Origin of the sequence: Enterobacter cloacae complex sp., from assembly GCF_900322725.1 — a bacterium.
In the GTDB taxonomy this organism is placed as follows: Bacteria; Pseudomonadota; Gammaproteobacteria; order Enterobacterales; family Enterobacteriaceae; genus Enterobacter; species Enterobacter quasihormaechei.
The window spans coordinates 926616-952613 of sequence record NZ_LT991957.1; the positions used below are offsets into that span (position 1 = coordinate 926616).

Below are 25998 nucleotides of genomic sequence, written 5' to 3' on the forward strand. Positions count from 1 at the left end.
GGAGAACAACAATGAGCGCAAATGCGGAGAACACTCCCCCGCAGCAACCGGTTAACAAGAAGGGCAAACGTAAGAGCGCCCTTATTCTGCTGACCTTGCTCTTTATTATTATTGCCGTGGCATATGGGATTTATTGGTTTTTAGTATTGCGTCATGTTGAAGAGACAGACGATGCATACGTGGCAGGGAATCAGGTTCAAATCATGGCACAGGTGTCGGGCAGCGTGACGAAAGTCTGGGCTGACAACACCGATTTTGTAAAAAAAGGGGATGTGCTGGTCACGCTCGACCCGACCGACGCCCAACAGGCGTTTGAAAAAGCACAGACGGCGCTGGCCTCCAGCGTTCGCCAGACCCGCCAGCTGATGATCAACAGCAAACAGCTTCAGGCCAGTATCGACGTGCAGAAAACGGCCCTGGCCCAGGCGCAGAGCGACCTCAAGCGTCGTGTTCCTCTCGGCACCGCCAACCTGATTGGCCGTGAAGAGTTGCAGCACGCCCGCGATGCGGTGGCCAGCGCACAGGCGCAGCTGGACGTGGCTATTCAGCAGTACAACGCTAACCAGGCGATGGTGCTGGGCACCTCTCTGGAAAACCAGCCGGCGGTGAAACAGGCGGCGACCGAAGTGCGCAACGCATGGCTTGCCCTGCAACGTACCAAAATCGTCAGCCCGATGACCGGCTACGTTTCCCGTCGTTCCGTACAGCCCGGCGCGCAGATTGGCACCACCACGCCGCTGATGGCGGTCGTTCCGGCGAATAATCTGTGGGTGGATGCGAACTTCAAAGAGACCCAGCTGGCGCATATGCGTATCGGCCAGACCGCAACCGTGGTCAGCGATATCTACGGCGATGACGTGAAGTACACCGGTAAAGTGGTCGGTCTGGACATGGGGACCGGCAGCGCGTTCAGCCTGCTGCCTGCGCAGAACGCCACCGGCAACTGGATCAAAGTGGTACAGCGCCTGCCCGTGCGTATTGAACTGGATGCCAAACAGCTGGCGGACCATCCGCTGCGAATTGGCCTTTCCACGCTGGTGACGGTTGATACCGCCAACCGCGACGGTCAGATCCTCGCAAATCAGGTGCGCAGCACGCCAGCTTATGAAAGTAACGCCCGTGAAATTAGCCTCGATCCGGTTAATAAGCTGATCGATGACATCGTGAAGGCAAACGCCGGTTAATCCGAAGGTGAGCGTTATGCAACAGCAAAAGCCGCAAAAACCGCTGGAGGGGGCGCAGCTGGTCATTATGACCATTGCGCTGTCGCTGGCGACATTCATGCAGGTGCTGGACTCCACCATCGCAAACGTGGCGATCCCAACCATCGCCGGGAACCTTGGCTCATCGCTGAGCCAGGGGACCTGGGTCATTACCTCGTTCGGGGTGGCGAACGCCATCTCCATCCCCATTACCGGCTGGCTGGCGAAGCGCGTCGGTGAAGTGAAGCTGTTCCTCTGGTCGACGATCCTGTTCGTGCTGGCCTCCTGGGCCTGCGGGATGTCCAGCAGCCTGACGATGCTGATATTCTTCCGCGTCATCCAGGGGATTGTCGCCGGGCCGTTGATCCCGCTGTCGCAGAGTTTGCTGCTGAACAACTATCCGCCCGCCAAACGCTCCATCGCGCTCGCGCTGTGGTCGATGACGGTGATTGTCGCCCCGATTTGCGGGCCTATCCTCGGCGGTTACATCAGCGATAACTATCACTGGGGCTGGATCTTCTTCATCAACGTGCCCATCGGTGCGCTGGTGGTGCTGATGACGCTACAGTCTCTGCGCGGTCGCGAAACGCGAACCGAACAGCGGCGGATCGACGGTATCGGTCTGGCGCTGCTGGTGGTCGGCATCGGCAGCCTGCAAATCATGCTCGACCGGGGTAAAGAGCTGGACTGGTTCGCCTCTACGGAAATCATCGTGCTGACGGTGGTCGCCGTGGTCGCCATTAGCTTCCTGATTGTCTGGGAGCTGACGGACGATAATCCGATAGTCGATCTCTCGCTGTTTAAATCGCGAAATTTCACCATCGGCTGCCTCTGTATCAGCCTCGCCTATATGCTCTACTTCGGCGCGATTGTTCTGCTGCCGCAGCTGTTGCAGGAGGTGTACGGCTATACCGCAACCTGGGCGGGGCTGGCCTCCGCGCCGGTGGGGTTAATTCCGGTTCTGCTGTCGCCGATTATTGGCCGTTTCGCCCATAAGCTCGACATGCGCAGGCTGGTGACGTTCAGCTTCATCATGTACGCCGTGTGCTTCTACTGGCGCGCGTATACGTTCGAACCGGGAATGGACTTTGGCGCCTCCGCGTGGCCACAGTTTATTCAGGGCTTTGCCGTGGCGTGCTTCTTTATGCCGCTGACCACCATTACGCTTTCCGGCTTGCCGCCTGAGCGGATGGCGGCGGCATCAAGCCTGTCGAACTTTACCCGTACGCTGGCGGGCTCCATCGGGACCTCGATTACCACCACGTTGTGGACCAACCGGGAATCGATGCACCACGCCCAGCTGACCGAAGCGGTGAACCCGTTCAACCCTAACGCTCAGCAGATGTATAGCCAGCTTGAGGGGATGGGCATGACGGAGCAGCAGGCGTCCGGCTGGCTTGCCCAGCAGATCACCAACCAGGGGCTGATTATCTCGGCAAACGAGATATTCTGGATATCGGCGGGGATCTTTATCGTCCTGCTGGGGCTGGTGTGGTTTGCCAAACCACCGTTTGGTGCCGGTAGCGGCGGCGGCGGTGCGCATTAACCCTGAGAGACGGTTGCTCGATGGCGCTACGCTTACCGGGCCTACGAACGTAGGCCGGATAAGGCGTAGCCGCCATCCGGCAAAAAACCGCACCGTGTCCAACACGCGACAGCGATTGTCAGTTCCGATAAAGCAGCGCGCCTGAAATCGATTCACGATAGTGAAAAGACAACAGGAGCGCATCATGCTGAATACACCCGCCGACAAATACCAGCCTTACCCAACCGTTTCGTTGCCCGATCGCCGCTGGCCGGGGCAACGCATCTCCCATGCTCCGCGCTGGCTCTCGACCGATTTGCGCGACGGCAACCAGGCGCTGGCCGAGCCGATGGACAGCGCGCGCAAGCTGCAATTCTGGGATCTGCTGCTGGCCTGCGGGTTTAAGGAAATAGAAGTCGCCTTCCCCTCCGCCTCGCAGACGGACTTCAACTTTGCGCGTCAGCTGATTGAAGAGAACCGCATCCCGGATGACGTCACCCTTCAGGTTTTAACGCAGGCGCGGGAAGATCTTATCCATCGTACTTTCGAATCCATGCGCGGCGCGAAGCAGGCCACCGTTCACTTGTATAACGCCACCGCCCCGCTGTTTCGCCGTCTGGTGTTCGGCATGGAGAAAGCGCAGATCGTCGAGCTGGCGACGCGCGCCACGCGGCTTATCCGTTCACTGTGTGAAGAAAATCCCGACACCCGCTGGCAGTACGAATACTCCCCGGAAACCTTCTGCTTTACCGAGCCGGCGTTTGCGCTGGAGATTTGTGAAGCCGTTGCGGAGATCTGGCAGCCTTGCGCGGCACGTCCGATGATCGTCAACCTGCCCGCGACCGTCGAAGTGAGCACGCCGAACGTCTATGCCGATCAGATTGAGTATTTCTGCCGCCACTTCAGCCGCCGCAGTGACGTCTGTATCAGCGTGCATCCGCATAACGATCGCGGAACGGGCGTCGCCAGCGCGGAGCTGGCGGTGATGGCCGGGGCCGACCGCGTGGAAGGCTGCCTGTTTGGTAACGGTGAGCGCACGGGCAACGTCTGCCTGGTAACGCTGGCAATGAATCTCTACAGCCAGGGCATTAGCCCCAATCTGGACTTTAGCGATATGAATCGTGTGGTCGAAACGGTAGAGACCTGCAACCAGCTGCCCGTCCATCCGCGCCATCCGTGGGCGGGTCGGCTGGCCTATACCGCCTTCTCCGGCTCGCACCAAGACGCCATCAAGAAAGGTTTCGATGCCCGCCAGCCTGGCGAGCGCTGGGAGATGCCTTATCTGCCCGTCGACCCGCAGGATATTGGTTGTACCTATGAAGCGGTGATCCGCGTGAACAGCCAGTCAGGAAAAAGCGGGAGCGCCTGGCTGATTGAGCAAAATCACGGCCTTAAGCTGCCTCGCGCCCTGCAACAGGATTTTAGCCAGCACGTGCAGCAGGAAACGGATAACCATGGAAAAGAGATGACGCAAAATGCGCTCTGGCAGCTGTTCCGCGCCCGCTACGGCCTGGTGACGCCCCCGCAGCTGGCGCTGCAATCGTACCGCAGCGACAGCCAGCAGGACGGCGAGCTGCGGCTGACGGCAAGCGTCGCTACGCAGGGGGGTACGCGACAGCTGGAAGGTCAGGGAAACGGTCTGCTCTCCGCCGCCGCTCAGGGTCTGAGCCGCTGGATCAACGCCCCGTTTGTGATTAAGGATTACCACGAACATACGTTAGGCGAACGCAGCGACAGCCGCTCGGTGGCCTATATCCGCTGCCTGTTCCAGGACGGCACCAGCCGCTGGGGCGTGGGCATTGACAGCGACGTGGCGCGCGCGTCGCTTCAGGCGCTCTTCAACGCGATTAGTCGTTCTTAAAGTAGTCGCTGGGTGAGAGGCCCATCACCCGGCGAAACATCGCCGTAAAGGCGCTGTGGCTGCCGTAACCCAGATCCAGCGCCACGCGCAGTACCGGCTGGCCCTGCGCCAGCCGCACTAAGGCTTCCAGCAGTCGCGCCCTTCTCACCCACTCGCCGTAGCTCAGGCCCGTCTGCTGCTGAAAATGACGGTTCAGGGTACGCTCGCTCATGCTCATCCTGTTCGCCGCCTGCATACCGCTCCAGCTCTCCCCTGGAGCCTGTTTAATCTGCTGGCAGAGGTGGCGCAGCGGTTCGCTTTCCGGCTCGGGCAGGTGAAACGGCAGCACCGGCATGAGGCGAATCTCATCGAGGATTAGCTCATAGACACGTTCATCGCGGCTTCCGGGCGCGTAAGATTCAGGAAGCGTAAGGGAGGTCAGGATCAGCTCACGCAGCAGGGGCGATATCTGCACGATCTGACAGGTCGCCGGGAGATCGGCGCGCGCCAGCGGATCGATAAACAGCGTGCGGGCGGCAACGTTGCCGGTGATGCGCAGGGCGTGCTGCGTACCCGCAGGTAGCCAGACGCCGCGACCGGGCGGCACCACCCAGCAGCCGGATGCGGTGTCGACCCGCACAACGCCGGTGAGGCTATGCAGCAGCTGCGCGCAGTCATGCTGATGCCACGGCTCGCTATCGCCATGAGCATAATCATGCGAAAACGGCACAAGCGGGCGTTGGGTAAAGGAGAAGGTGGTGGTTGTTGTCATCAGGATTGTAGGCCCGGTCAGCGAAGCGCCACCGGGCATCAACGGGCACAATACTAAATGTGCAGTTCCTGAAGTTTTTCTTTTGGCAGGGCCAACTCGTCGTTGCTGTTTACACGAACATCACGTTCGATGATATGACGGGCAATGTCCTGGGCTTCTTCCAGAGAGTGCATCTGGTAAGTGCCGCACTGGTAAACGTTCAGCTCAGGGATCTGGTTCTGCTCTTTCACCTTCAGCACGTCTTCCATCGCCGCTTTCCACGCATCCGCAACGCGTTTCTCTTCCGGCTGACCAATCAGGCTCATGTAAAAACCGGTGCGGCAGCCCATCGGAGAGATATCGATGATCTCCACGCCGTTGCCGTTCAGGTGGTCGCGCATGAAGCCAGCGAACAGGTGTTCCAGCGTGTGAATGCCTTTCTCCGGCATCACTTCTTTATTCGGCACGCAGAAGCGCAGGTCGAAAACGGTGATCGTGTCGCCGTGCGGCGTGTTCATGGTCTTCGCCACGCGGACTGCTGGTGCTTCCATACGGGTATGGTCGACAGTAAAGCTATCTAATAACGGCATACGTCACCTCCGATAGTGATTTTTTTAAAATAAACTGAACTCTTCTACAGAATGCGCGTCTGAGTATATGAAAGACGCGCATTTGTTATCATCATCCCTGAATTCAGAGATGTATATTTTGGCCACAGCGATGTGGCCTTTTTCTTTTGGTTCAAGCCTGCTTCGCCAGAAACGCCTCAAACGACTCCGTATCCGCCGCTTCGATCGCTTTCTGACGCACAACGGATGCATCGCGCTCTGCCACAAAATCCGCTTCGCTCAGAACCTCTAACGGCTCCTGCATCAGCATCTCACGGTACTCCGCTGACAGTGAACGTCCTGTGCCGCCAATTCCCTGCTCAATCATAGAACGCAGAATGCGTGCCGAGAACGTCAGTTCCGGGTTATCAAAGCTTTCAACCAGTTCGTCGCAGACCTTCTGGTATGCTTCGCCGCCGTACACGCTATCCAGCGTCTGGGCAACGCGCTTCAGGTCCCTGAACAGATCTTTCCCCACCTTAGACAGCGGGAACTGTGCCGTTTCACAGCCAATCCCTAACGTCAGGCCCGGCTTACGCCCTTCCAGAATCACGCGATTCCAGTTGGTACGGGTACACAGCAGCTCGTCGGAACTCATTTCCGGCGCATCCGCCAGGACGCACCAGACCATAAACAGATCGAGGAAGCGAACCTGCTGCTCGTCAACGCCAATCGGCGAGAACGGGTTGATATCCAGCGAGCGCACTTCAATGTATTCAATCCCGCCGCGCTGTAGCGCATCCGACGGCGTTTCACCGCTGCGCGTTACGCGCTTCGGACGAATCGGCGCATACAGTTCGTTCTCAATCTGCAATACGTTGCTGTTGATTTGCAGGCGCTTGCCGTCTTTTTCGAGGCCGATTTTTTCGTACTCTTCAGACGGAGTTTTGATCGCCCGCTTCAAGCCTGCCACATAGTCGTGCAGATCGTTAAACGTAATTCCGAGATTACTTTGCGATTTATTGGTATAGCCAAGGTCGCTCAGGCGAAGAGAGGTCGCGTACGGCAGGTAATACATGCCACACTCGGTCTTCTCGAACGGCAGCGTGGTCGGTTTCCCTTGCAGGAACGATGAACAGATGGCCGGCGACGCGCCAAACAGATACGGAATAACCCAGCCAAAACGGTAATAGTTGCGGATCAGGCGGAAGTAGCCCGCAGAGATCGCGTCTTTATCCGTTTCACCGCATTTCGCCTGCCAGAACGCCATCGGCAGAGAGAAATTGTAGTGCACGCCAGAGATCGTCTGCATCAGTGCGCCGTAGCGGTTTTTCAGGCCTTCACGGTACAGCGTTTTCATCCGCCCCACGTTAGAGGTGCCGTACTGCGCCAGCTCGATATCCTGCCCCTGCTCGATATAGCACGGCATGCTGAGCGGCCACATACGCTCGTCGCCGAGGTTGCGGGCGGTAAAGCGATGCACATCGCGCATGATCGTCAGCATATGATCAATATCACCGTCTACCGGCGTGATGAACTCCAGCAGCGCTTCGGCGAAATCGGTTGTGATCCATTTATGTGTCAGCGCCGAGCCTAACGCCTTCGGGTGTCCCGTTGTCGCTAAGCTACCATCCGCATTTACGCGCAGCGTTTCGCGCTCAAGCCCACGCTGAATCCCCTTCAGTGCCTGAGGGTGGTTTTCCAGCCAGGCCAGCGCCTGTGATACGTCCGGGATCAATTTGACCTCCCGCCTGTCAAAAAATTGTCACTCAGCATAATTGTAATGGTTGACGATTGAAGGTCGCGAATTCATTCCACCAATTAGTGCCACCACGTCATACCCTGTAGTGTTACCCATGCCAATAAAACATAGCGTAACGCCTTGCCAAGGCACAAAAAAAAGAGCACCGGTCCCCAGGAGATGCGCATCCATCCCGCCAGCAGACACAGTAAATCGCCTATTACAGGCATCCAGCTTAATAACAGCGTGGCAGCGCCATAGCGTTTTAGCCAGCCCACTGCCTTTTCCTGCCAGCGAGATTTTTCGCGTAGCGGAAAGAAACGTCCAAGAATAACGTTAGTCAGCCCTCCAAGGCTATTACCCATTGTTGCTATTAAGACCAGCAACCAGGGCTGACTCACGCCGGATAACAGCATCGCCACCAGTACCACTTCCGAATTCCCCGGCAAGAGGGTGGAGCTTAAAAAACTGCTGGCGAATAATGAAGCAAGTGACAGCGCGTCACTCACAGTAAGCGAACGTCCACCGCCGCCATTCCGGCATCACGCGCGGCCTGGAGACCAAAGTCGGCATCTTCAAACACAACGCATTTTGCAGCCGGGACACCCATTAATTCTGCGCAGAGCAGGAAGGTGTCAGGAGCGGGTTTGTGATTTTTAACGTGATCGGCGGCCACGACGGCAGAAAAATAGTGGCGCAGGCCAAGATGGTTGAGTAGCGCTTCAGCAATCGCGCTCTCGCTGCCCGTGCCGACAGACATAGGACGACGCCCGTGCCACGCTTTGACGACGTCAATGAGCGGTAATGGCTGCACGGTGTCCAGCAGTATGGCTTTTACCGCGTCGGTTTTTTCACGCGCGAGCAGGTGCGGGTCGAGATCGGCCTGATTCAGCTCAATCACGGCCTGTGCGATACGCCAGGTGGGCGATCCGTTGAGGGCAATCATCGCCTGTAGATCGAAACGCATACCGTAACGAGCAAGAACGTCGGTCCAGGCCTGGCGATGCGTGGGTTCGGTATCCAGGAGGGTGCCGTCCATGTCGAAGATCAAACCGTCATACTGTGCGTACATCGTGCTCTCGCTAACCGATTAACAAAGCATTACTTTATCGTAAAAGGGGATTTTTGTCGCTGACTGAGAGTGTGATTGCTGACGGAACGTCGAAGGAATAAACAAAGAAGGAGAATATGGTGCATCCGGGAGGATTCGAACCTCCGACCGCTCGGTTCGTAGCCGAGTACTCTATCCAGCTGAGCTACGGATGCATCGGGAAATGCTTTTAGAAACAGTAAATGGTGCATCCGGGAGGATTACTCGGCTGCGCCTCGCCCTTCGGGCCGTTGCTAAAGCAACGTTATCCTCCCTGGTGCTTGCGATTAACTCGCAGACCTTGAAACAACAGCATCGCTGTTATCTCGGAGAATATGGTGCATCCGGGAGGATTCGAACCTCCGACCGCTCGGTTCGTAGCCGAGTACTCTATCCAGCTGAGCTACGGATGCATCAGGGAACTGCTTTCAGAAATAGTAAATGGTGCATCCGGGAGGATTCGAACCTCCGACCGCTCGGTTCGTAGCCGAGTACTCTATCCAGCTGAGCTACGGATGCATCAGGGAACTGCTTTCAGAAATAGTAAATGGTGCATCCGGGAGGATTCGAACCTCCGACCGCTCGGTTCGTAGCCGAGTACTCTATCCAGCTGAGCTACGGATGCATCGGGATTTACTACTGTACTGCTCGATATTCATATCACTTCGAAAGCAATATGAAGTAATAGATGGTGCATCCGGGAGGATTCGAACCTCCGACCGCTCGGTTCGTAGCCGAGTACTCTATCCAGCTGAGCTACGGATGCAAAATGGCGGTGAGGCGGGGATTCGAACCCCGGATGCAGCTTTTGACCGCATACTCCCTTAGCAGGGGAGCGCCTTCAGCCTCTCGGCCACCTCACCACACAACGCCTCTTTCGAGTGCTTCGAGTAACTCGTTAAGAGCTTCTCGTCGCTGCGTGGCGCATATATTACTTTCTGGGACTTATAAGTCAAACAATTTTCCACATGCTTTTTTCGTTTGCACAATTCGCACGCAATTCGCATGTAAAAGCCGCAAAGAGAGTGTTTTATAAGCGGATTTTGCAGGCATCTTCACAGAAATCTGTTGAGAGAAGCGGGTCATTTCGACGAGATAAGATTATGAGAGTGGTCAAAAACGAAGCGTTTGAAATAGAACGGTAACTTTATGCAGGAAAAATAGCAGGAGGGTTGCGTCTCGCCCGACAGCGAGACGCGACAATATCAGTAACTGGACTGCTGGGATTTTTCAGCCTGGATACGCTGGTAGATCTCTTCACGGTGGACAGATACTTCTTTAGGAGCGTTAACACCAATACGTACCTGGTTACCCTTTACCCCTAAAACTGTCACGGTGACCTCATCCCCAATCATGAGGGTCTCACCAACTCGACGAGTCAGAATCAGCATTCTTTGCTCCTTGAAAGATTAAAAGAGTCGGGTCTCTTGTATCCCGGCATTATCCATCATATAACGCCAAAAAGTAAGCGATGACAAACACGTAAAGTGTAAGCAGTCACGGCATCACATTCTGTTAAACGTAAGTTTAGCCGATATACACAAACTCAACCTGACTTTATCGTTATCGATAGCGCAGTGAGCAAGACGCCATAACGTTACCGTTATGGCGTCTGCTTGTGCTTTTTAGTTATTACAGTTTCGCGCTTACCCAGCTTTCAACGCTGGCCAATGCCGCGGGAAGTGCCGCCGCATCCGTACCACCGGCTTGCGCCATGTCCGGACGACCGCCACCTTTGCCACCCACCTGCTGGGCGACCATGCCAATCAATTCCCCTGCTTTAACACGGTCCGTCACATCCTTAGAGACGCCCGCAATCAGAGAAACCTTACCCTCTGCGACCGTTGCCAGCACGATAACCGTTGAACCAAGCTGGTTCTTCAGATCGTCGACCATCGTACGCAGCATCTTAGGCTCAACGCCCGCCAGATCGCTGACCAGCAGTTTGACGCCCTTAATGTCTACCGCTTTGCTGGAGAGGTTTGCGCTCTCCTGCGCCGCAGCCTGTTCTTTCAGCTGCTGGAGCTCTTTTTCCAGGTGACGGGTACGATCCAGCGCGACACGCACTTTCTCGCCCAGGTTCTGGCTATCGCCTTTCAGCAGCTGCGCGATCTCATGCAGCTGGTCGCTCTGCGCGTGCAGGCTGGCGATGGCGCCTTCCCCGGTCACCGCTTCGATACGACGAACGCCCGCCGCGGTGCCTGATTCAGAAACGATACGGAACAGACCGATATCACCGGTGCGCGATGCGTGAGTACCGCCGCACAGTTCGGTAGAGAAGTCGCCCATGCTCAGCACGCGAACGCGGTCGTCATATTTCTCGCCAAACAGCGCCATCGCACCCTTCTTCTTCGCGTCCTCGAGATCCATAACGTGGGTTTCGATTGGCAGGTTACGACGGATCTGCGCATTCACCAGATCTTCCACCGCACGGATTTCAGACGGCTTCATCGCTTCAAAATGCGAGAAGTCGAAACGCAGCATTTTGTCGTTAACCAGTGAACCTTTCTGTGCAACGTGAGTACCCAGCACGTCGCGCAGGGCAGCGTGCATCAGGTGAGTTGCCGAGTGGTTCAGACGAATGCGCGCGCGGCGAGCTTCATCAACGTTGGCCTGAACGCCCTCGCCCACTTTCAGAGAGCCGGAAACCAGTTTGCCCTGGTGACCAATCGCCTGACCGTATTTCTGAGTGTCGCTTACGCTGAAGCTAAAGCCATTGCCCTTCAGTTCGCCTTTATCGCCAACCTGGCCGCCGGATTCCGCATAGAATGGCGTTTTATCCAGGATGACAACCGCTTCCTGGCCCGCGCTAATGCTGTCTACGGCTTTCCCGTCAACAAACAGCGCGGTCACGTTGCTGGTCAGGGCCAGCTCTTCGTAGCCTTTAAATTCAGACGCGCTATCAACGCGGATCATTGCATTGTAGTCTGCGCCAAAACCGCTGGATTCACGCGCACGACGACGCTGCTCTTCCATTGCGGCTTCGAAGCCGGCTTCGTCAACTTTGATGTTGCGCTCGCGGCAAACGTCAGCCGTCAGGTCAACCGGGAAGCCATAGGTGTCGTACAGGCGGAAAGCCGTTTCGCCATCCAGCGTGTCGCCCTTGAGTTTCGCCAGCTCGTCGTCCAGCAGCGCAAGTCCGCGCTCCAGCGTACGGGCAAACTGCTCTTCTTCGGTTTTCAGAACCTGCTCGACCTGCGCCTGCTGGCGTTTCAGCTCTTCGCCGGCAGAACCCATCACGCCAATCAGTGGCCCAACGAGCTTATAGAAGAAGGTGTCCTTCGCGCCCAGCATGTTGCCATGACGGATCGCACGACGAATGATACGACGCAGCACATAGCCACGGTTTTCATTCGACGGGATAACGCCGTCGGCAATCAGGAACGCACAGGAACGAATATGGTCTGCGATAACGCGCAGAGACTTGTTGTTCAGATCGGTTGCGCCCGTCACGTCGGCAACGGCTTTGATCAGGGTGCTGAACAGGTCAATCTCATAGTTAGAGTTGACGTGTTGCAGAACGGCCGCGATACGCTCCAGACCCATACCGGTATCGACGGACGGTTTTGGCAGCGGCTCCATGGTGCCGTCGGCCTGACGGTTAAACTGCATGAAGACGATGTTCCAGATCTCAATGTAGCGATCGCCATCTTCTTCCGCGCTGCCCGGAGGGCCGCCCCAGATATGATCGCCGTGATCGTAGAAGATCTCGGTGCACGGACCGCAAGGGCCGGTGTCGCCCATCTGCCAGAAGTTGTCGGACGCGTAAGGCGCGCCTTTGTTGTCACCGATACGAATGATACGTTCGCGAGGGATACCCACTTCTTTTTCCCAGATGTCGAACGCTTCGTCATCGGTCTCGTACACGGTCACCCACAGACGCTCTTTCGGCAGATTGAACCAGTTTTCACCGGTCAGCAGTTCCCACGCGTATTGAATGGCGTCGTGTTTGAAGTAGTCACCGAAGCTGAAGTTACCCAGCATTTCGAAGAAGGTATGGTGGCGCGCGGTGTAACCGACGTTTTCCAGATCGTTGTGTTTACCGCCCGCACGCACGCAACGCTGTGAGGTTGTAGCGCGGGAATAATTACGCTTGTCGAGACCAAGGAATACATCCTTGAACTGGTTCATCCCGGCGTTGGTAAACAGCAGAGTCGGGTCGTTGTTCGGTACCAGGGAGCTGCTGGCAACAACCTGGTGTCCCTTACTATGGAAAAAATCGAGAAACGCCTGACGGATCTCAGCGGTGCTCTTGCTCATAATTATCCTGAAATCAAGCTAACGAAATGTCGCAGCAGATCTGTATCTGTAAACAGTTGGACGGACCAGCTACTGGAAAAAGTGGGAATAAGATAAGTTTTCTTTAGTGGGAAGTAAAATCCCGCATGCGTTCAATCGGTAAAATTACGCCAGATATCCTGAATATCTTCCATCAGGAAGCCGCGGTAGAGCAAAAAGCGCTGGATTTTAACTTTTTCTGAAAATTCACGCGGCAGCGGCTCTCCGTACTTACGTACTGCCTGTTCGCGCGCCAGTTCGCACCAGTCGATTTCACTTTCACGCATGGCTTTTTCAATCGATTCACGGGCTACGCCTTTCTGGTTCAGCTCCTGGCGGATACGCGCGGGGCCGTAACCTTTGCGGCCGCGGCTGGCGAGAAAGCGAGCGGCAAAATGGCCGTCATCCAGATAGTGATGCTCATAGCACCAGGCAACCACACGGTCATAATCCTCTGCGGTGGCATCAATGTCTTCTGGCCCATTTTTGCTCATGACGGGCGCTGACAGTTTCCGCCGTAGCTCCTGTTCGCTATGGTCACGCACGGCAAGAATTCGCACGGCCCGATCCAGCAAGCGCGCGTAAGCTGGTCGGCGTGATGTCGGTTCACTCATAAAAAACCTGTCGATTCAGAAATGCAAAAAGGGCCGCATCAGCAGCCCTTCATTTTTATCCGAGAGGATTAAAAGTCTTCGTTGGTTTCTTCAGCATCCGCGCCATCGACCACGAAATCAGGTTTGGAGTCCTGGTTGCTCAGCAGGAGTTCACGCACCTTCTTCTCAATCTCTTTCGCCGCCGCCGGGTTCTCCTTCAGCCAGGAGATCGCATTCGCTTTACCCTGACCAATCTTGTCACCGTTGTAGCTGTACCATGCGCCCGCTTTTTCAATCAGCTTCTCTTTCACGCCCAGGTCAACCAGCTCGCCGAGGAAGTTGATACCTTCGCCGTAGAGGATCTGGAACTCAGCCTGTTTGAACGGTGCCGCGATTTTGTTCTTCACAACCTTCACGCGGGTTTCGCTACCGACTACGTTATCACCCTCTTTCACCGCGCCGATACGGCGGATATCCAGACGGACAGAAGCGTAGAATTTCAGTGCGTTACCACCGGTGGTGGTTTCCGGGTTACCGAACATCACACCAATTTTCATACGGATCTGGTTGATGAAGATCAGCAGCGTATTGGACTGCTTAAGGTTACCCGCCAGCTTACGCATCGCCTGGCTCATCATACGTGCCGCGAGGCCCATGTGAGAGTCACCGATTTCACCTTCAATTTCCGCTTTTGGCGTCAGCGCCGCAACGGAGTCGACGATGATCACGTCAACCGCACCTGAGCGCGCCAGCGCGTCACAAATTTCCAGTGCCTGCTCGCCGGTATCCGGCTGGGAGCACAGCAGGTTGTCGATATCAACGCCCAGCTTACGGGCATAGACTGGGTCCAGCGCGTGCTCGGCATCGATAAACGCACAGGTTTTACCTTCGCGCTGTGCCGCCGCAACAACCTGCAACGTCAGGGTGGTTTTACCCGAGGATTCCGGACCGTAGATTTCTACGATACGGCCCATTGGCAAACCGCCAGCGCCCAGTGCGATATCAAGAGAAAGCGAACCGGTGGAGATAGTTTCCACGTCCATGGAACGGTCTTCACCCAGGCGCATGATGGAGCCTTTACCGAATTGCTTTTCGATCTGGCCCAGTGCTGCCGCCAACGCTTTCTGTTTGTTTTCGTCGATAGCCATTATTACTCCTGTCATGCCGGGAGAAGCAACTGCGCTTCACCATGGACTTCTGTTCTGTTGAGGCAATTATACTGTATAGTCATACAGTATCAAGTATTTTGTAGAAATTGTTGCCAGAGCGTTTTTAACGCGTATTCCGTTGCCTGACGACGCACGCTTTCGCGATCGCCGCTGAAGCATTCCCGGCGGGTGATCCCTTCACCTTTTGAGGTGGCAAAGCCAAACCAGACGGTGCCTACAGGCTTCACGTCGCTACCGCCGTCCGGCCCCGCGATGCCGCTGATTGAGATAGCGTAATCTGCGCGCGCCTCTTTCAGCGCGCCAATCGCCATCTCAATCACTACCGGCTCGCTGACCGCGCCATGCTGTTCGAGCGTGGCTTCACGCACGCCAATCATCTGCGCTTTAGCCTCGTTACTGTAGGTCACAAAGCCGCGTTCAAACCAGGCGGAACTGCCGGCAATATCGGTAATCACTTTCGCCACCCAGCCGCCGGTGCAGGATTCTGCGGTCGTGATAGTCGCGCCGCGCTGCTTCAGCGCCAGCCCTACCACTTCGCTAAGCTGCATCAATTCATGGTCAGTCATTCTCGCTCCAGGCCTTAGAAAAACATGCAGCACAAGATAGCACTTTCTCGAAAGATATGGGGATGCGCGTCGGGTTTTACGAGGGGGCTTCAGAAAATAGCCGGTGCGGGCGCACCGGCTGTGGAGAAGGCAATTACTGGCTGAACGGTGACGCCGCCGGCACGCGCGCCTGGGACACCGCCAGGCCCAGCTGCCACACCGCCATCGCATAGTGCGTGCTGTGGTTGTAGCGGGTAATGGTGTAGAAGTTCGGCAGTCCGAACCAGTACTGGTAGCCCGTTCCGACATCCAGGCGCAGCAGGCTCACCTGGTCAACGTTACCCAGCGGCTGCGACGGCGTTAAGCCTGCCGCTGCCAGCTGTGCAACGCTGTATTTGGTCTTAAATCCGTTTTCCAGGCCGAACGCCTCGCCGTTCGCCTGCACCGCCACCTGGCCGCCCGGCGTCCAGCCGTGCGCTTTAAAGTAGTTGGCCACGCTGCCGATGGCGTCTTCGGGATCCCACAGGTTGATGTGACCGTCCCCGTTAAAATCTACCGCGTACTGCTTATAGGAAGACGGCATAAACTGGCCGTAGCCCATGGCTCCGGCAAACGACCCTTTCAGATCCAACGGATCGTCCTGTTCGTCTCGCGCCATCAGCAGGAAGGTTTCCAGCTCGGAGGAGAAATACTCCGCGCGGCGCGGGTAGTTGAAGGAGAGCGTCGCCAGCGCGTCGAGGATGCGGGTTTTGCCCATAATGCGGCCCCAGCGGGTCTCTACCCCAATAATCCCGACGATAATTTCCGGCGGCACGCCGTAGACCTGCCAGGCGCGGTTCAGGGCGTCTTCATACTGATTCCAGAACGCCACGCCGTTCTGCACGTTGTCCGGGGTAATAAACTGTTTGCGGTAGCGCAGCCACGCGCCGTTTGGCCCGCTCGGCACCTGGGCCGACGGTGCCTGCCTGTCCATCAGGCGCAGCACGTAGTCCAGACGCTTCGCCTGAGACAAAATGGCATGCAGCTGCTGGCGGTCAAAACCGTGCTTGCTCACCATTTTATCGATGAACTGTTCGGCCGCAGGGTTATTCGCGAAGTCGCCGCCCATCTGCATCATATTATGCTGTGGTTCCAGCAGGAACCCGCCGGAAGGCGCGCCAGCCGTTGGCTGAACGGCTTCAGTTTTGGGTTTGCTACTACAGGCGGACAGAAGAATAAGCGCAGGTAACAGCGCTGCATAACGACGCTTGAACATGTGGCATCCATTTAACGAGTTCGGTAAGAACCCAGTATGGTAAAGCATCCCCGACTCCTCAAGGAAGCGGTTATATGACCGTAAGCAAAATCTTTATCATTGACCACGGTCTGCGCAGGGAGAATGCATTATGATAAGCGCCCCTTCTGTCAGAGGGGGGGATGGGAACGATCGTAACCGGAGAGAAAAATGAGTGATTTTCTGTTAAACGCAGGCCGTCAGACCCTGCTGCTGGAACTCCAGGAAGCCAGCCGCCTGCCGGAGCGTCTGGGTGAGGATTTTGTTCGTGCAGCCAACGCTATTATCCACTGCGAAGGCAAAGTGATCGTGGCGGGTATCGGTAAATCCGGCCATATCGGCAAGAAGATTGCCGCGACGCTTGCCAGCACCGGCACTCCGGCGTTTTTCGTTCACCCTGCCGAAGCGCTGCACGGCGATCTGGGGATGATCGAAAGCCGCGACGTGATGCTGTTTATCTCCTACTCCGGTTCAGCCAAAGAGCTGGATCTCATCATCCCTCGCCTGCAAGAAAAATCGGTAGCCCTGTTAGCGATGACCGGAAAACCCCGCTCGCCGCTGGCGCTGGCCGCGAAAGCAACGCTGGATATTTCCGTTGAGCGCGAAGCCTGCCCGATGCACCTGGCCCCCACCTCCAGCACCGTCAACACGCTGATGATGGGCGACGCGCTGGCCATGGCGGTGATGCAGGCGCGCGGTTTTAGTGAAGAAGATTTTGCCCGCTCTCACCCTGCGGGCGCGCTCGGCGCACGTCTGCTCAACAAGGTACACCACCTGATGCGCACGGACGATGCCATTCCGCAGGTCAAGCTCGACACCAGCGTGATGGACGCCATGCTGGAGCTGAGCCGCACCGGGCTGGGGCTGGTTGCGGTGTGCGACAACGACCGCCAGGTGAAGGGCGTCTTCACCGACGGCGACCTGCGCCGCTGGCTGGTGGGCGGCGGCAAACTGGAGGCGCGGGTATCCGAAGCAATGACCCGGGGCGGGCTGACGCTGAATGCCGAGAGCCGCGCCATTGAAGCCAAAGAGGTGCTGATGAAGCGTAAAATCACCGCCGCACCGGTGGTGGACGAGCACGGCAGGCTGTGCGGCGCAATCAACCTGCAAGACTTCTACCAGGCGGGAATACTTTAACCCTTAAGCCCCAGACGTTTCGCCAGCCTGTGGAGGTTGGCGACGTCCATCTCCAACGCCCGCGCGCACGCCGCCCAGCTGCGGTTATTCTGCTCTAGCGCGCGGGTAATCATCTGGCGCTGGAACGCGTCCGTCGCCTCGCGCAGGTTTTCGTTCACGCTCTCCGGTAAAACTGGCTTAACGGACGGCGTCGTTTCCTCATGCAATGCAAAATGGCGCGCATGAATAACCACTTCATCCCCCGAACGCGTTGCCCGCGCCAGCACCACCGCACGGTGGATCGCATGTTCCAGCTCACGCACGTTACCCGGCCAGCCGTAGCTCAGAAGGTGCGTCCTCGCACCGGGGCTTAGCACCACGCGGGAGAGCCCCATTTTGAGCCGACACTGTTCGCAGAAAAAGCCCGCCAGCAGCACCACGTCGTCGCCCCGCTCGCGCAGCGGCGGCACCGTGAGCGGGAACACGCTCAGGCGGTGGAACAGATCGACGCGGAAATTCCCCGCCAGCACCTCTTCGCGCAGATCGCGGTTCGTCGCCGCCAGCACGCGCACATCCACGCGTAAGCTGCGATCGTCACCCACGCGTTGAATATCGCCATACTGCAACACGCGCAGCAGCTTGGCCTGGAGCGAAAGGGAGAGCTCGCCAATTTCATCCAGGAACAGCGTGCCGTTGTCGGCCATTTCGAACTTGCCGCTGCGGTTGCTGATCGCCCCGGTAAACGCCCCTTTGACGTGACCGAACAGCTCGCTTTCCGCCACGCTTTCCGGCAGCGCCGCGCAGTTGAGGTACACCAGCGGGTTCACCGCGCGCGGCGAGGCTTCGTGGATCGCTTTCGCCACCAGCTCTTTACCGGTGCCGGTTTCCCCGAAGATCAGCACGTTCAAATCAGACGCGGCGACAATCTCAATCTCTTTTTTGAGCTGCTCCATGCCCGGCGAAAGGCCGATCATCTCGGTGTGCGCCACCTGCTCAAACGCCGTCGGGCTACCGGGAAGAATATTCTGGCTCTCCAGCTGTTCTATTAGCAGTGCATTGTTCAGCGCCCCGGCTGCCAGCGCGGCAATCAGCCGTAGCTCTTCGTCGCTGAAGGTGTCGAACTGATCCGGCGACATGCCGTCGAGGGTTAATGCGCCAATCAGATTCTGGCCTGCGAACAGCGGCAGGCCAATACAGGCGTGCACCTTCAGGCTCTCCTGCCCCGGAATCAGGCCGTCGTACGGATCGGGCAGATCGCTGTCTGCCGGGAAACGCACCACATCGCCCGCGCGGGCAATGGTTTCCAGACGCGGGTGGCCCTCCAGCGTAAAGCGCCGCCCGAGTACGTCCTTCGCCAGGCCGTCGATAGCCAGCGGAATAAACTGCCGCCCTTCGTAACGCAGCAGCGCCGACGCATCGCAATCCAGCACGTGGCGCAACGTGGAGATCAGCCGTTGAAAGCGGTCCTGATGACCAATACCGGTTTGCAGTTCTATGGCGATTTTCGCCAGGACGTCTACGGAAAAGCTCATGTCTGCCTCACTGTCATTTTGACAACACATAATGTCATATTGACAATTTTTAAGATAGTCATAATGACTATCCATTATGGGCCATAAAATAATAAACGCTTAAAATTCAAATATATAAAAAGTTGGCACGCAACTTGATATAAGCAAACCATCTTATTTGAAAACGCTGTATTACGCTGAGGTTGCTATGTCTATTCTGGTTAAAAATAACATTCATTGGGTGGGTCAACGTGACTGGGAAGTACGTGATTTTCACGGCACGGAATACAAAACGCTGCGCGGCAGCAGCTACAACAGCTATCTCATCCGTGAAGGTAAAAACGTCCTGATCGATACCGTCGATCACAAATTCAGCCGTGAGTTCGTGCAGAACCTGCGTGGTGAAATCGACCTGAACGACATCGATTACATCATCATCAACCATGCGGAAGAGGATCACGCCGGGGCCCTGACCGAGCTGATGTCTTATATTCCGGATACTCCGATCTACTGCACCACCAACGCCATTGACTCCATCAACGGTCACCACCACCATCCGGAGTGGAACTTCCACACCGTAAAAACCGGCGATTCGCTGGATATCGGCAACGGCAAGCAGCTGATCTTCGTGGAAACTCCGATGCTGCACTGGCCGGACAGCATGATGACCTACATGACCGGTGACGCGGTGCTGTTCAGTAACGACGCCTTCGGCCAGCATTACTGCGACGAACGTCTGTTCAATGATGAAGTGGATCAGACCGAGCTGTTCGAACAGTGCCAGCGCTACTACGCCAATATCCTGACCCCATTCAGCCGTCTGGTCACGCCAAAAATCACCGAGATCCTCGGCTTCAACCTGCCGGTAGATATGATTGCGACCTCCCACGGCGTGGTATGGCGTGAAAACCCCACCCAGATCGTCGAGCTGTACCTGAAATGGGCGGCGGATTACCAGGAAGACCGCATCACCATCTTCTACGACACCATGTCCAACAACACCCGCATGATGGCGGACGCGATTGCCCAGGGCATCAACGAAGTTGACCCGAACGTGGCGGTGAAAATCTTCAACGTGGCGCGTAGCGATAAAAACGAAATCCTGACCAACGTCTTCCGCTCTAAGGGCGTGCTGGTGGGTACCTCCACCATGAACAACGTGATGATGCCGAAGATTGCCGGACTGGTGGAAGAGATGACTGGCCTGCGCTTTCGTAACAAACGCGCCAGCGCCTTTGGCTCTCACGGCTGGAGCGGCGGCGCGGTAGACCGTCTCTCCACCCGTTTACAGGATGCCGGCTTTGAGATGTCCATGAGCCTGAAAGCGAAATGGCGTCCGGACCTCGACGCGCTGGAAGTCTGTCGCCAGCACGGCCGCGACATTGCACGCCAGTGGGCGCTTGCGCCGCTGCCGCAAACCGCCCCCGCCGCGGCGGTTGCGCCGGAAGCCGTAGCAGAAGCCGCCCCTGCCGCTGCCGACCTCGGCCCTTGCATGCAGTGCAGCGTCTGCCAGTGGATTTACGATCCTGAACTGGGCGAGCCGTTGCAGGATGTCGCGCCGGGTACGCCGTGGAGCGAGGTGCCGGACAACTTCCTCTGCCCTGAATGTTCCCTCGGCAAAGACGTCTTTGATGAACTGGCAACGGAGGCAAAATGAGCCACGGCATCGTCATTATTGGCTCGGGCTTTGCCGCCCGCCAGCTGGTGAAAAATATCCGCAAACAGGATGCTAACGTGCCGTTGACGGTGATCGCCGCCGACAGCATGGACGAGTACAACAAGCCTGATTTAAGCCACGTCATTAGCCAGAATCAGCGCGCCGAAGATCTCACCCGCCAGACGGCGGGGGAGTTCGCAGAGCAATTTAACCTGCGTCTGTTTCCGTACACCTGGGTCACGGATATTGACGCCGACGCCCATGTGGTGAAAGCGAAAGATCATACCTGGCAGTACGATAAGCTGGTGCTGGCGACGGGCGCCTCTGCGTTTGTGCCGCCGGTTGAGGGCCGCGAGCTGATGGTCACGCTCAACAGCCAGCAGGAGTATCAGGCCAGCGAAACCCGGCTACGCGATGCCGCCAGAGTGATGATTGTCGGCGGCGGGCTGATTGGCACCGAGCTGGCGATGGACTTCTGTCGGGCGGGTAAATCCGTCACCCTGGTTGACCACGCGGCCAGCATTCTGTCGGCGCTGATGCCGGCAGAAGTAAGCAGTCGCTTACAGCATCGTCTGACCGACATGGGCGTGCATCTGCTGCTGAAATCGCAGTTGCAGAGCCTGAGCAAAACCGAAACCGGCGTTCTTGCAACGCTCGACCGCAACCGCAGCGTGGAAGTGGATGTGGTTATCGCGGCGACGGGTTTGCGCCCGGAAACCGCGCTGGCGCACCGCGCAGGGGCCGAAATAAACCGCGGCGTGAAGGTAGACAGCTACCTGCAAACCACCCAGCCGGACATTTATGCCCTGGGCGACTGCGCGGAAATTAACGGAAAGGTGCTGCCGTTCCTGCAACCGATTCAGTTAAGCGCCATGTTTCTGGCGAAAAACCTGCTCGGCGGCAGCGCACCGGTGAAATTACCCGCCATGCTGGTGAAAGTGAAAACGCCGGAATTACCGCTGCATCTCGCCGGTGAAACGCAGCGTCAGGATCTGAACTGGCAGATAGCCATTGAGCCTCAGGGCATGGTGGCGCGCGGTACGGATGCTGAGGGTCAGACGCGCGCCTTTGTCGTCAGCGAAGACAGAATGAAGGAGGCCTTCGCGCTGCTGAAATCGCTTCCTGCTTAACCCTCGTAATGCCGGGTGGCGCTCCGCGTACCCGGCCTACTTAACACCATAACGGCAAACCTTGTAGGCCCGCGCAAGCGTAGCGCCGCCGGGCAAAAACAGGGCTGCGTGGTTCAGGACCGCACCACCAGCGCATCATAGCCACGCCAGCGGTAGTTCACCATTGAGATCAGCCAGCAGGCGACAAACAGCCCGACCACCACAAACCCGGCGTCGCCCAGGTTGTCGTTCACCGCGCCAATCAGATCCCACACGCCGCCGCTGAGGGCGAACTTGTCCATCAGCAGACCCAGCGCTTCCAGCCCGCCGATAAACAGCGCCACCACCACCGAGGTGCCGGTGATGGTCATGTTGTAGTACAGCTTGCGCTGCGGCTTGTTGAACGCCCAGCCGTAGGCGCCCACCATCAGCAGGTTATCGAGCGTATCCACCAGCGCCATGCCGCTGGCGAAGAGCGCCGGGAAGATCATGATCGACCACACCGACATCCCGCTGGAGGCGCTGGCGGCGGAGATCCCTAGCACGCCAATTTCGGTGGCCGTGTCGAAGCCGAGGCCAAACAGGAAACCCACCAGATACATCTGCCAGCTTTTATTGACGAGGCGGAAGGTTTTGCCGAACAGCCAGTTCATGACGCCACCCTGCGCAGGCAGCGTAATGTCACCCTGCACGGGCCTGCCGTTTTTCAGCGACTGGAAACTGCGCCAGACGCCGCGCAGGATCACCATATTCACCAGCGCCATCGCCAGCAGGAAGGTGGCGGAGACGGCGGTGCCAATCAGGCTGCCGGTTTCGTGGAACCACGCCATATTTTTTTGAAACGCCGTGGCGGTCGCCGCAATGGCGATGGACGCCAGCACCACAATGGTGGAGTGTCCGAGGGAAAACCATGCGCCCACGCCGGACGGGCGTTTGCCCTGCTGCATCATCTTACGCGTGACGGTATCAATCGCCGCGATATGGTCGGCATCCACCGCGTGGCGCAGCCCGTAACACCAGGCCAGCAGGCTGGCCGCCATCAGCGCCGTACTGCCGCTAAAGGTTTGCCACGCCAGCCCCCAGGCCAGCAGATTAGCCATCACCAGAGCCAGCAGCAGGCACGCTGCACGAGGTTCATTGCGTAAAAGTCGTAACATTTTAAATCCTTTGTGAACATGACCGGGCGGCAGCAACCACCGCCTGCCCGAAGGAGATCGCTCCGTCACCTGCGGGCAGGCGCGAAGGAAACAGAAGCGTGAAATCAGAAAGGTAATGACGAAGGCGCGCGCGCAGCAGGCGGTTGTGAAGGACACCTCCGCTGAAGCACACCGTAGAGAGCGACAGTCGGCGCGCATGCGTTGCCGCCAGTTCACTCAGCCCCTTCGCCAGCGCATCGTGAAATGCCCAGGCGCGCTCGCCGGGTTCCGCCCGCCAGGCTAGCCACTGCTGCCAGAACAGCGTGAGGTTATTCGCCTGTAGCGTCACCGGATGCTCGACTCCCGCGCACCGTTCGGCCAGCGCCTCCAGCCGGCACGCGGCTTCGCCCTCATAGCGCTGCGTTTCAATGCCCAGCGCACAGGCCACGGCGTCGAACAGCCGACCACAGGAAGAGGCCAGCGGCGCATTGATACCGCGTGACACCGCCGTTGCCAGCAGCGGCCAGTTTTGACGCTGTACCGCCTCTGTTTCCGGGTACTGCTGCCAGTCGGGTACGAACGCCAGGCAGTGGGCGAGCAAATTGCGCCACGGCTGTTTCGCTGCCAGATCGCCCCCGGGCAGCGAGACGGCTGGCAGACCGCCCAGCCGTTCGCAGTCGAGATAGTTCACCCGCAGACACTCGCCGCCCCACAGCGCGCCATTCTCGCCCATGCCTATCCCGTCCAGCGTCAGGGCAATAGCATCCCCGCCGTCCAGCGGCCAGCCGTTCTCCGCCAGACACGCTGCCGCATGCGCGTGATGATGCAGCACGGTTGCAACGGGCAGCCCCTGCGCCTGCGCCCACCGTTGGGCGTGATATCCGGGATGGGCATCGCACACCACGCGTTCCGGCTGAAAAGCGTAAATCTGCTGCATCAGCGCCAGCGCCGCGCGCCACTGGACGTCAACGCCCTCGTCGCGAAGGTTGCCAAAATGCTGGCTCAGCACCGCCTGGCTGCCGCGCACCAGGCAGAAGGTATTTTTCATGTCCGCGCCGGTGCACAGCATGGGAGGGATATCGTGAAATCCGGCGGGTAATGTGATGGCATCCGGCACAAAACCCCGCGCGCGACGCAGCATTGCGCCCTCCTGATCCATCACCGAATCATCCATCCGTTGCAGAATGTCGCGGTTGTGCAGCAGGAAACCGTCAGCCACGTCGCGGAGCGCTTCCAGCGCCTGCGGGTTGGTGATGGCGGGCGGGCGACCGCTGAGGTTACCGGAGGTCATCACCAGCGGGCGCCGGCACGCCATCACTAACAAATGCTGGAGCGGGTTCGCGGGCAGCATCACGCCGACCGTATTCAGCCCCGGCGCAATCTCCTCAGGAAACGCGGGAAGAGAGGCTTTTGGCGTCAGCACAATCGGCGCAGCGGAAGAGCGTAACCGCGTCTGAATGGCCTGCGGCAGAGCATCCGCATGGGGGATCATCACCGCCAGCGGCTTCGTCGGGCGCTCCTTGCGTGCCCGCAACGTCTGTACCGCCCGGGGGTTAAGCGCGTCGCAAACCAGATGAAATCCCCCCAGCCCTTTAACCGCCACGATCCCGCCGTTTTTCAGCCTCTCCACCGCCGCGTTTAAGGCCGATTCGCGAGTGGCAACAGTGTCTCCGGCTCGCCACTCCAGCTGCGGTCCACAGTCCGGGCAGGCCACCGGCTGGGCGTGAAAACGGCGATCGGCCGGATTGCGGTATTCCGTTTCGCACGGCGGACAGAGGGGAAATGGGGCCATCGACGTGGCCGGTCGGTCATACGGCATGGCGCGGATGATGGTGAAACGCGGGCCGCAGTGGGTGCAGTTAATAAACGGGTAGCGATAGCGACGTTCGCGGGGATCGCGCATCTCCGCCAGGCATGCGGGGCAGGTGGCGGCATCCGGGACGATTTGCGTGTCCATCGCCCCGCTCTCGCTGTGGCGGATGACAAACGCGTCCGGCAGCGTCGTCCAGCTGAACGGCTGCGTTTCAACGTGATCGATACGCGCCAGCGGTGGGCAATCCTGGCGCAGTCTCGCGGTAAAGTCACCCCCACTGCCCGCGAGACGCACCAGGACCCCCTCTCCGTCGTTGCACACGTCGCCTGTCAGCTTCAGCCGATGCGCCAGCTGCCAGACGAAGGGCCGAAACCCTACGCCCTGTACTTTGCCACGCACCCGAAGCTGTACGCCGTTCACGCGCATTGCAGCTTAAAACAGCAGCGATGACGAGGTGTCGAACGCCGCGCGGCGGCGTTTTTCGGCACTCATCTGTTCGAGCTTGTCGCGATCGACGCAGACCAGCGCATGCGTCGGACAGGCTTCCATACACGCCGGACCGGCGTCCCGGTGGTAGCAGAGGTCACATTTATTGGCTTCGGCTTTCTCCGCGCGCACGCTCAGCCCGATACCGCTGTTGCGCACCACCGGGCGAACCACCACCTCCATCGCGCCATACGGACACGCCACCACGCAGGTTTTGCACCCGATGCAGCGCTCCTGCATCACGTGCACAAAACCTTTCTCGCGCTTAATCGCGCCGTTCGGACAGGCGTTGGCGCACGGCGCATCTTCGCACTGGCGACAGATAGCGGCGGTGGAAATATTCACGCCTTTAATGACGTGAATGCGCGGCAGGAAGGTGTCGGGAGTCAGAGCGGCGCAATCCTGCTCTGCCTGATGGGACACCACGCACGCGACCTCACAGGTACGGCAACCAATGCATTTACTGGCATCGGCCATAATAAAACGGTTCATCTGCTTCTCCGGCATAACTGTTATGCGCGAAGCTATTCATAAACCGTGCCAGTTTTTAATTCATTGATTTAAAAGAAGATAAATAACGTTGGTCGCTGTCATCGTCATTAGTGACGATGACAG

At 57.9% G+C, this 25998-nt stretch carries 21 protein-coding genes and 6 tRNA genes; 6 read left to right on the top strand and 21 right to left on the bottom strand.

Features of this window, described 5'->3' with window-relative positions:
* Window positions 1-11: 11 nt before the first annotated feature.
* From emrA to leuA, 3 genes are all read left to right on the top strand, one after another.
* Window positions 12-1184 carry a multidrug efflux MFS transporter periplasmic adaptor subunit EmrA gene (gene emrA, locus DBR02_RS04750; RefSeq protein ID WP_064909826.1) on the top strand — a complete coding sequence of 391 codons (1173 nt, stop codon included), beginning with the start codon at window positions 12-14 and terminating at the stop codon, window positions 1182-1184.
* A gap of 16 nt (window positions 1185-1200) precedes the next feature.
* A complete protein-coding gene (emrB, locus tag DBR02_RS04755; RefSeq protein ID WP_006811709.1) occupies window positions 1201-2748 on the top strand; it encodes a multidrug efflux MFS transporter permease subunit EmrB in 1548 nt (515 codons plus the stop codon).
* A gap of 184 nt (window positions 2749-2932) precedes the next feature.
* A complete protein-coding gene (gene leuA, locus DBR02_RS04760; protein WP_107533586.1) occupies window positions 2933-4588 on the top strand; it encodes a 2-isopropylmalate synthase in 1656 nt (551 codons plus the stop codon).
* On the opposite strand, the gene DBR02_RS04765 is transcribed toward leuA, so the two are convergent.
* The 17 genes from DBR02_RS04765 to mltB form a co-directional block, all read right to left on the bottom strand.
* The gene (locus DBR02_RS04765; RefSeq protein WP_107535617.1) at window positions 4575-5339 is read right to left on the bottom strand and encodes an AraC family transcriptional regulator; all 765 of its coding nucleotides are present in this window, start codon (window positions 5337-5339) and stop codon (window positions 4575-4577) included. The genes leuA and DBR02_RS04765 overlap by 14 nt on opposite strands.
* 53 nt (window positions 5340-5392) lie before the next feature.
* Window positions 5393-5908 (bottom strand): S-ribosylhomocysteine lyase, encoded by a 516-nt coding sequence (luxS, locus tag DBR02_RS04770; protein ID WP_063451839.1) that lies wholly within the window; start codon window positions 5906-5908, stop codon window positions 5393-5395.
* A 151-nt stretch (window positions 5909-6059) separates the two neighbouring features.
* Entirely contained in the window at window positions 6060-7604 is a 1545-nt protein-coding gene (gene gshA / locus DBR02_RS04775; RefSeq protein ID WP_107533587.1) for a glutamate--cysteine ligase, read from the bottom strand.
* Window positions 7605-7687: 83 nt separating this feature from the next.
* Entirely contained in the window at window positions 7688-8116 is a 429-nt protein-coding gene (locus DBR02_RS04780) for a YqaA family protein (protein WP_017692791.1), read from the bottom strand.
* Window positions 8113-8679 (bottom strand): fructose-1-phosphate/6-phosphogluconate phosphatase, encoded by a 567-nt coding sequence (yqaB, locus tag DBR02_RS04785; protein WP_063451841.1) that lies wholly within the window; start codon window positions 8677-8679, stop codon window positions 8113-8115. The genes DBR02_RS04780 and yqaB overlap by 4 nt, the downstream gene beginning before the upstream one ends.
* 117 nt (window positions 8680-8796) lie before the next feature.
* Window positions 8797-8873: transfer RNA gene (locus DBR02_RS04790), tRNA-Arg, on the bottom strand.
* Window positions 8874-9033: 160 nt separating this feature from the next.
* A tRNA-Arg gene (locus DBR02_RS04795) sits at window positions 9034-9110 on the bottom strand.
* Between the two features lie 29 nt (window positions 9111-9139).
* A tRNA-Arg gene (locus DBR02_RS04800) sits at window positions 9140-9216 on the bottom strand.
* A 29-nt stretch (window positions 9217-9245) separates the two neighbouring features.
* A tRNA-Arg gene (locus DBR02_RS04805) sits at window positions 9246-9322 on the bottom strand.
* A gap of 64 nt (window positions 9323-9386) precedes the next feature.
* Window positions 9387-9463, bottom strand: a tRNA-Arg gene (locus DBR02_RS04810).
* Window positions 9464-9467: 4 nt separating this feature from the next.
* Window positions 9468-9560, bottom strand: a tRNA-Ser gene (locus tag DBR02_RS04815).
* 342 nt (window positions 9561-9902) lie between these two features.
* On the bottom strand, window positions 9903-10088 hold the full coding sequence (gene csrA / locus DBR02_RS04820; RefSeq protein WP_000906486.1) for a carbon storage regulator CsrA: 186 nt from the start codon (window positions 10086-10088) through the stop codon (window positions 9903-9905).
* A 241-nt stretch (window positions 10089-10329) separates the two neighbouring features.
* On the bottom strand, window positions 10330-12957 hold the full coding sequence (alaS, locus tag DBR02_RS04825) for an alanine--tRNA ligase (RefSeq protein WP_107533588.1): 2628 nt from the start codon (window positions 12955-12957) through the stop codon (window positions 10330-10332).
* Between the two features lie 131 nt (window positions 12958-13088).
* A complete protein-coding gene (recX, locus tag DBR02_RS04830; protein WP_107533589.1) occupies window positions 13089-13589 on the bottom strand; it encodes a recombination regulator RecX in 501 nt (166 codons plus the stop codon).
* A 68-nt stretch (window positions 13590-13657) separates the two neighbouring features.
* Window positions 13658-14716, bottom strand: a complete 1059-nt coding sequence (recA, locus tag DBR02_RS04835; protein ID WP_022649140.1) for a recombinase RecA — start codon at window positions 14714-14716, stop codon at window positions 13658-13660.
* Window positions 14717-14805: 89 nt separating this feature from the next.
* The gene (gene pncC / locus DBR02_RS04840; protein ID WP_063869426.1) at window positions 14806-15303 is read right to left on the bottom strand and encodes a nicotinamide-nucleotide amidase; all 498 of its coding nucleotides are present in this window, start codon (window positions 15301-15303) and stop codon (window positions 14806-14808) included.
* A 133-nt stretch (window positions 15304-15436) separates the two neighbouring features.
* Window positions 15437-16537, bottom strand: coding sequence for a lytic murein transglycosylase B (gene mltB, locus DBR02_RS04845; RefSeq protein WP_173937188.1), 1101 nt, complete (start codon window positions 16535-16537; stop codon window positions 15437-15439).
* Window positions 16538-16726: 189 nt separating this feature from the next.
* On the opposite strand from mltB, the gene gutQ reads away from it, so the two are divergent.
* Window positions 16727-17692 (top strand): arabinose-5-phosphate isomerase GutQ, encoded by a 966-nt coding sequence (gutQ, locus tag DBR02_RS04850; protein ID WP_063451846.1) that lies wholly within the window; start codon window positions 16727-16729, stop codon window positions 17690-17692.
* On the opposite strand, the gene norR is transcribed toward gutQ, so the two are convergent.
* The gene (norR, locus tag DBR02_RS04855; RefSeq protein WP_107533590.1) at window positions 17689-19203 is read right to left on the bottom strand and encodes a nitric oxide reductase transcriptional regulator NorR; all 1515 of its coding nucleotides are present in this window, start codon (window positions 19201-19203) and stop codon (window positions 17689-17691) included. The two genes, gutQ and norR, sit on opposite strands and share 4 nt — an antisense overlap.
* A gap of 187 nt (window positions 19204-19390) precedes the next feature.
* Between norR and norV the strand changes: the two genes are divergently transcribed.
* Together norV and norW are read left to right on the top strand one after the other, a co-directional pair.
* Window positions 19391-20839, top strand: coding sequence for an anaerobic nitric oxide reductase flavorubredoxin (gene norV / locus DBR02_RS04860; RefSeq protein WP_107533591.1), 1449 nt, complete (start codon window positions 19391-19393; stop codon window positions 20837-20839).
* Window positions 20836-21969 carry an NADH:flavorubredoxin reductase NorW gene (gene norW / locus DBR02_RS04865; protein ID WP_107533592.1) on the top strand — a complete coding sequence of 378 codons (1134 nt, stop codon included), beginning with the start codon at window positions 20836-20838 and terminating at the stop codon, window positions 21967-21969. Before norV ends, norW begins: the two co-directional genes overlap by 4 nt.
* 113 nt (window positions 21970-22082) lie before the next feature.
* Here the strand turns inward: norW and DBR02_RS04870 are convergent, their stop codons facing one another.
* The 3 genes from DBR02_RS04870 to hydN are packed head-to-tail and all read right to left on the bottom strand — an operon-like array spanning window position 22083 to window position 25875.
* Window positions 22083-23105 (bottom strand): HoxN/HupN/NixA family nickel/cobalt transporter, encoded by a 1023-nt coding sequence (locus DBR02_RS04870; RefSeq protein WP_107533593.1) that lies wholly within the window; start codon window positions 23103-23105, stop codon window positions 22083-22085.
* Between the two features lies 1 nt (window position 23106).
* Entirely contained in the window at window positions 23107-25323 is a 2217-nt protein-coding gene (gene hypF / locus DBR02_RS04875) for a carbamoyltransferase HypF (protein ID WP_107533594.1), read from the bottom strand.
* A 6-nt stretch (window positions 25324-25329) separates the two neighbouring features.
* The gene (gene hydN / locus DBR02_RS04880; protein WP_107533595.1) at window positions 25330-25875 is read right to left on the bottom strand and encodes an electron transport protein HydN; all 546 of its coding nucleotides are present in this window, start codon (window positions 25873-25875) and stop codon (window positions 25330-25332) included.
* Between the last annotated feature and the right edge of the window lie 123 nt (window positions 25876-25998).

What these genes read in the sequence shown, in the direction of transcription:
- DBR02_RS04870 (WP_107533593.1), bottom strand. Translation starts at nt 23,105, where the DNA reads ATGTTACGACTTTTACGCAATGAACCTCGTGCAGCGTGCCTGCTGCTG.
- pncC (WP_063869426.1), bottom strand. Translation starts at nt 15,303, where the DNA reads ATGACTGACCATGAATTGATGCAGCTTAGCGAAGTGGTAGGGCTGGCG.
- leuA (WP_107533586.1), top strand. Translation starts at nt 2,933, where the DNA reads ATGCTGAATACACCCGCCGACAAATACCAGCCTTACCCAACCGTTTCG.
- csrA (WP_000906486.1), bottom strand. Translation starts at nt 10,088, where the DNA reads ATGCTGATTCTGACTCGTCGAGTTGGTGAGACCCTCATGATTGGGGAT.
- emrB (WP_006811709.1), top strand. Translation starts at nt 1,201, where the DNA reads ATGCAACAGCAAAAGCCGCAAAAACCGCTGGAGGGGGCGCAGCTGGTC.
- DBR02_RS04765 (WP_107535617.1), bottom strand. Translation starts at nt 5,339, where the DNA reads ATGACAACAACCACCACCTTCTCCTTTACCCAACGCCCGCTTGTGCCG.
- hydN (WP_107533595.1), bottom strand. Translation starts at nt 25,875, where the DNA reads ATGAACCGTTTTATTATGGCCGATGCCAGTAAATGCATTGGTTGCCGT.
- recX (WP_107533589.1), bottom strand. Translation starts at nt 13,589, where the DNA reads ATGAGTGAACCGACATCACGCCGACCAGCTTACGCGCGCTTGCTGGAT.
- mltB (WP_173937188.1), bottom strand. Translation starts at nt 16,537, where the DNA reads ATGTTCAAGCGTCGTTATGCAGCGCTGTTACCTGCGCTTATTCTTCTG.
- norV (WP_107533591.1), top strand. Translation starts at nt 19,391, where the DNA reads ATGTCTATTCTGGTTAAAAATAACATTCATTGGGTGGGTCAACGTGAC.
- recA (WP_022649140.1), bottom strand. Translation starts at nt 14,716, where the DNA reads ATGGCTATCGACGAAAACAAACAGAAAGCGTTGGCGGCAGCACTGGGC.
- norW (WP_107533592.1), top strand. Translation starts at nt 20,836, where the DNA reads ATGAGCCACGGCATCGTCATTATTGGCTCGGGCTTTGCCGCCCGCCAG.
- gutQ (WP_063451846.1), top strand. Translation starts at nt 16,727, where the DNA reads ATGAGTGATTTTCTGTTAAACGCAGGCCGTCAGACCCTGCTGCTGGAA.
- luxS (WP_063451839.1), bottom strand. Translation starts at nt 5,908, where the DNA reads ATGCCGTTATTAGATAGCTTTACTGTCGACCATACCCGTATGGAAGCA.
- hypF (WP_107533594.1), bottom strand. Translation starts at nt 25,323, where the DNA reads ATGCGCGTGAACGGCGTACAGCTTCGGGTGCGTGGCAAAGTACAGGGC.
- emrA (WP_064909826.1), top strand. Translation starts at nt 12, where the DNA reads ATGAGCGCAAATGCGGAGAACACTCCCCCGCAGCAACCGGTTAACAAG.
- yqaB (WP_063451841.1), bottom strand. Translation starts at nt 8,679, where the DNA reads ATGTACGCACAGTATGACGGTTTGATCTTCGACATGGACGGCACCCTC.
- alaS (WP_107533588.1), bottom strand. Translation starts at nt 12,957, where the DNA reads ATGAGCAAGAGCACCGCTGAGATCCGTCAGGCGTTTCTCGATTTTTTC.
- norR (WP_107533590.1), bottom strand. Translation starts at nt 19,203, where the DNA reads ATGAGCTTTTCCGTAGACGTCCTGGCGAAAATCGCCATAGAACTGCAA.